This window comes from Actinomycetota bacterium, from assembly GCA_036280995.1.
In the GTDB taxonomy this organism is placed as follows: domain Bacteria; phylum Actinomycetota; class CALGFH01; order CALGFH01; family CALGFH01; genus CALGFH01.
In genome coordinates this window covers 1-4,150 of sequence record DASUPQ010000155.1, presented here as the reverse complement: position 1 = coordinate 4,150, position 4,150 = coordinate 1, and the positions used below count along the sequence as shown (strand labels likewise).

Here is a 4,150-nt window from a genome sequence, read left to right as displayed (position 1 = left end):
CAGGGAACAGTCGCCGGCCGCTCGGCCGCCTCCACCAGGGCGACGCCGTCGGCGAGGGTGCTGCAGGCGGCCGCCTCCGACAGCACGCTCAGGCCCCGCTCGAGGGCGCGGATCGCGACCGGGCGTGCTGGTCGAAGTCGTTGACCAGGAGCACGGCGTCCATGTCCCGGTGGTCGAGGAACGGCTCCAGGTCCCGGTAGGCGGCGGCGCCCAGCGCCCCGGCCGCCTCCTCGCGGCGGCGGTCGTCCCGCTCGCAGAGCGCGACCACCCGCATCCCGGCCTGCCGGGCGAGCCGGGCCAGGGCCGCTCCCCGGCGCAGCCCGAGCACCCCGACCCGAACGTCCCTGCCCATCAGCCCTCCTCGGCGGTCCGACGAGTGGCCGTGGCCGCCCGGTCAGGCCATGGCGGTGGCCTCGAGCTCGACCAGCAGCTCGGGCGCGGCCAGGCGGGCGACGCCGAGCAGGGTGCTGGGCGGCCTGACCCCGGCGGACTCCAGGCGCCCGACGAGGACCTGGTAATGCTCGAGCAGCCGGTCGACGTCGGTGGTGTACACCTGCAGGCGGACCACGTCGGCCAGCCCCATCCCGCCCGCGGCCAGCACGGCCTCGAGGTTGTCGACGGCCATGGCGAGCTGCGCCGCCATGTCGCCGGGGTGCTGGGGCTGGCCGTCGGCGTCGGTCGCGGTCTGGCCCGAGCAGACCAGCACCCGCCGGTGCCCCTCGACCAGCTCGGCCTGGTTGAACGCGAACCTGAGCGACCAGGGCCAGGGGTTGACCGATGTGCGCTGCATGGCCGCTCCTTTCTGGTGGCGACGCCGGAGGACCCCCTCGTAGAACCGGCGGGACCGCTCCAGATCGGCGACCCGCAACGTGATGTGGTGCACGCTGGTCACGGCGATCGGCATCGCCGGACCGTAGCGGCCGTCCCAGGGGGGGTCAAGCGGCCGCGCAGCAACGAGCGTGGAGCGAGGCCATGGACGACAGCCGGGTGGGTGGCCGCTGATGCGGGCGCTGGTGGTGGAGCGGCCGGGGGGCCCGGAGGCGCTGCGGGAGCGGGAGCTGGCCGCGCCGCTGCCCGGGCCTGGGCAGGTCGTGGTGGCGGTGGAGGCGGCCGGGGTCAACCCGGTCGACGCCGGGAACCGGGCCGACCCGGCCTGGGCCGGGCTGCGGCCGCCCTATGTGGTCGGCTACGAGCTGGCCGGGACCGTCGAGGCCGGTGGCGACGGCGCCGGCTGGCGAAAGGGCCAGGCCGTCTGGGGGCTGCTCCCGGTGCGCGGCACCCGCTGGGGGACCTATGCGGAGCGGGTCGCCCTGGACGCGTCGCTGGTCGGGCCGCGGCCGGAGGGGCTCAGCGCGGTCGAGGCCGCCTCGCTCCCCCTGGCCGGCGCCACCGCCCTGCAGCTGCTCGACCGGCTGGATCCCAGGCCGGGCGAGTGGATCCTGGTCCATGGCGCCGCCGGCGGGGTGGGAAGCCTGTTCGTGCAGCTCGCCCGGGCCCGGGGCGCCCGGGTGGTGGCCTCGGCCAGCGCCCGGCGGGAGGCGCTGCTGGCCCGGCTCGGGGCCGAGGTGTTCCTCGACCGCCAGGCCGGTGACGTGGCCGGCCGGGCCCGTCGGGCGGTCGGACGGGACCTGGACATGGTCGCCGACCTGGTCGGCCACGGGACGCTGGCGGCCAGCCTGCCGGTGCTCAGGGAAGGCGGCCGGGCCGGGTCGATCGTGGAGCTGGCCGGCGACCTCGAGCTCGCCATCGACCGCAACATCGCGCTGCACGGCGTGCTCGTGCGGCCCGGCCGGGCGGTGCTGGACGCGCTGGCCGCCGAGGTGGGCGACGGCCGGCTGCGGCCGGTGGTCGACCAGGTGCTCGACCTGGCCGACGCCGCCACCGCCCACCGGCGCGTGGAGACCGGCCGCGGCCAGGGCAAGGTCGTGCTGCGGGTCGGCGGCTGAGCGGTCACACGCCGGCGAGGGCACGGGCCAGGCGCGCGGTGGCCCGGTCGATCTCCGGCTCGGGGACGGCCGCGTAGCCGAGCAGCAGCCCGCCGCGTCCGGGCCGCTCCAGCGCGTGGTCGGACAGGGCCTGGGCTTCCACGCCGGCGGCGGCCGCCCGTTCGGCCGCGGCGCGGTCGTCGGCGCCGGGCGGCAGCCAGGCCACCAGGTGCAGCCCGGCGTGGGCCGAGCGGACCTCCAGGGCGTCCGGGGCCTGGCGGCGGATGGCTCGGACCAGGGCCCGGCCGCGGATGGCGTACAGGGCACGCATGCGGCGCACGTGCCGGCCGAGGTGGCCGTCGGCGATGAAGTCGGCCAGGGCCGCCTGCTCGAGGGCGGGGACATGGACCTCGCCGAAGCGCTGGGCGGCGGTGAAGGCGTCGACCAGGCCGCCGGGGACGACCAGGTAGCCGACCCGCAGGGAGGGGAACAGCACCTTGCTGAAGCTGCCCACGTAGACCACCCTGCCAGCCTGGTCGAGGCCCTGGAGGGCGGGCAGGGGCCGGCCGACGTAGCGGTACTCGCTGTCGTAGTCGTCCTCGAGCACGTACCCGCCGGCCGACTCGGCCCAGGCCAGCAGGTCGAGCCGGCGGGCGAGGCTCATCGTCATCCCGACCGGGAACTGGTGGGATGGGGTGACGTAGGCGAGCCGGGCGTCCGGCTGGCGCCGCCGGGCCGCGCCCAGGTCGAGCCCGTCGGCGTCGACCGGGACCGGGACCAGCCGTGCCCCGGCGCCGGTCAGGGCTCCGCGGGCGCCGTAGTAGCCGGGGTCCTCGACCCAGACCTTGTCGCCGGGGTCGAGCAGCAGCCGGGCGGCCAGGTCGATGCCGGCCTGGGCGCCCGAGACCACCAGCACCTGGTCGGGGTCGCAGCGCACCCCCCTGGCCAGGCCGAGGTAGGCGGCGATGGCCTCGCGCAGGGGCCGGTGGCCGGCCGGGTCCTGGTACCCGAGCAGGTCACCGAGCGAACGCCGGGCCCGCCGGGTGAGGACCCGGGTCCAGAGCTGCCGCGGGAAGGCGTCCAGGGCGGGCAGCCCAAGCGGGAACGCGCGCGGCCGCTCCTGGCCGGAGTCGGTCTGGGGGCGCAGCCGCCAGCGGCTGGCCGCCACCGCGGCCCCCCGCGCCGACAGGACCGGCCGCGCCGCGTCCGGGCCGCTGCCGTGAGGCGTGGGGAGCGGGGCCGCGGGCGCGGCCGGGGTCCGGGGCGGGGGCGGGCCGGTCAGGTCGGCCACGGTGGTGCCGGCGCCGACGCGGCCGTCGAGGTAGCCCTCGTCGCGGAGCTGCTCGTAGGCGGCCAGCGCGGTGGTGCGGGAAACGCCGAGCTCGGTGGCCAGGGTCCGGGTGGACGGCAGCCGGGTCCCGGGCGGGAACTGCCCGGCCAGGATGGCCTCCCGGAGCCGCTGGGAGAGCTGGCGGTGCATCGGCAGCCGGCCGGCCCGGTCCAGCACGATCCCGGTCACCGGGACGGTGGCGGCACGCTTCGGCACGGCACCTCACTAAATGGCATCGTCAATTCAGCGATATTTGGCTCTGGTGAGCCTACCATTTTGTCCGTAGGGTGGACGCACGCGAGAGGAGGAGGAACCAATGGACACGCGGACGCTGGGCCCGAGCGGGATCCAGGTGAGTCCCATGGGCCTCGGCTGCTGGGCGATCGGCGGGCCGTTCTGGGACGGGACCAAGCCGCTCGGCTGGGGCGAGGTCGACGACGCCGAGTCCACCCGGGCCATCCGGCGGGGCCTGGAGCTGGGCGTCACCTTCTTCGACACCGCCGACCTGTACGGCACCGGCCGCAGCGAGCGGGTGCTCGGCCGGGCGCTCGCCGGCCGGCGCGACGACGTGGTGGTGGCGACCAAGTTCGGCAACACCTTCGACGAGGACACCCGCCAGTTCACCGGCACCGACGTCTCCCCCGCCTACGTCCGCGCGGCCTGCGAGGCGTCCCTGCGCCGGCTCGGCACCAACCGCATCGACCTCTACCAGCTCCACGTCGAGAACGTCGACCGGGGCCAGGCGGCGGCGGTCCAGGTGGTCCTGGAGGCGCTGGCCGACGAGGGCAAGATCCGCGCCTACGCCTGGAGCACCGACGACCCGGCGCTGGCCCGCCTGTTCGCCGGCGGGCCCCGGTTCGCGGCCGTCCAGCACGAGCTCAACGTGCTCAACGAC

At 76.7% G+C, this 4,150-nt stretch carries 5 protein-coding genes; 2 read left to right on the top strand and 3 right to left on the bottom strand.

Annotation, left to right across the window (positions count from 1 at the left end; translation table 11 throughout):
• Positions 1 to 88 precede the first annotated feature (88 nt).
• Together VF468_04860 and VF468_04855 are read right to left on the bottom strand one after the other, a co-directional pair.
• Complete coding sequence (locus VF468_04860; protein HEX5877645.1) at positions 89 to 352, bottom strand: Gfo/Idh/MocA family oxidoreductase; 264 nt, start codon at positions 350 to 352, stop codon at positions 89 to 91.
• 42 nt (positions 353 to 394) lie between these two features.
• Positions 395 to 790, bottom strand: coding sequence for a Rid family hydrolase (locus tag VF468_04855; protein HEX5877644.1), 396 nt, complete (start codon positions 788 to 790; stop codon positions 395 to 397).
• 211 nt (positions 791 to 1,001) lie between these two features.
• On the opposite strand from VF468_04855, the gene VF468_04850 reads away from it, so the two are divergent.
• The gene (locus VF468_04850; GenBank protein HEX5877643.1) at positions 1,002 to 1,946 is read left to right on the top strand and encodes an NADP-dependent oxidoreductase; all 945 of its coding nucleotides are present in this window, start codon (positions 1,002 to 1,004) and stop codon (positions 1,944 to 1,946) included.
• 4 nt (positions 1,947 to 1,950) lie between these two features.
• Here the strand turns inward: VF468_04850 and VF468_04845 are convergent, their stop codons facing one another.
• Positions 1,951 to 3,471 carry a PLP-dependent aminotransferase family protein gene (locus VF468_04845; GenBank protein HEX5877642.1) on the bottom strand — a complete coding sequence of 507 codons (1,521 nt, stop codon included), beginning with the start codon at positions 3,469 to 3,471 and terminating at the stop codon, positions 1,951 to 1,953.
• Between the two features lie 100 nt (positions 3,472 to 3,571).
• On the opposite strand from VF468_04845, the gene VF468_04840 reads away from it, so the two are divergent.
• A partial coding sequence (locus VF468_04840) for an aldo/keto reductase (protein HEX5877641.1) occupies positions 3,572 to 4,150 on the top strand: 579 nt, incomplete at its 3' end.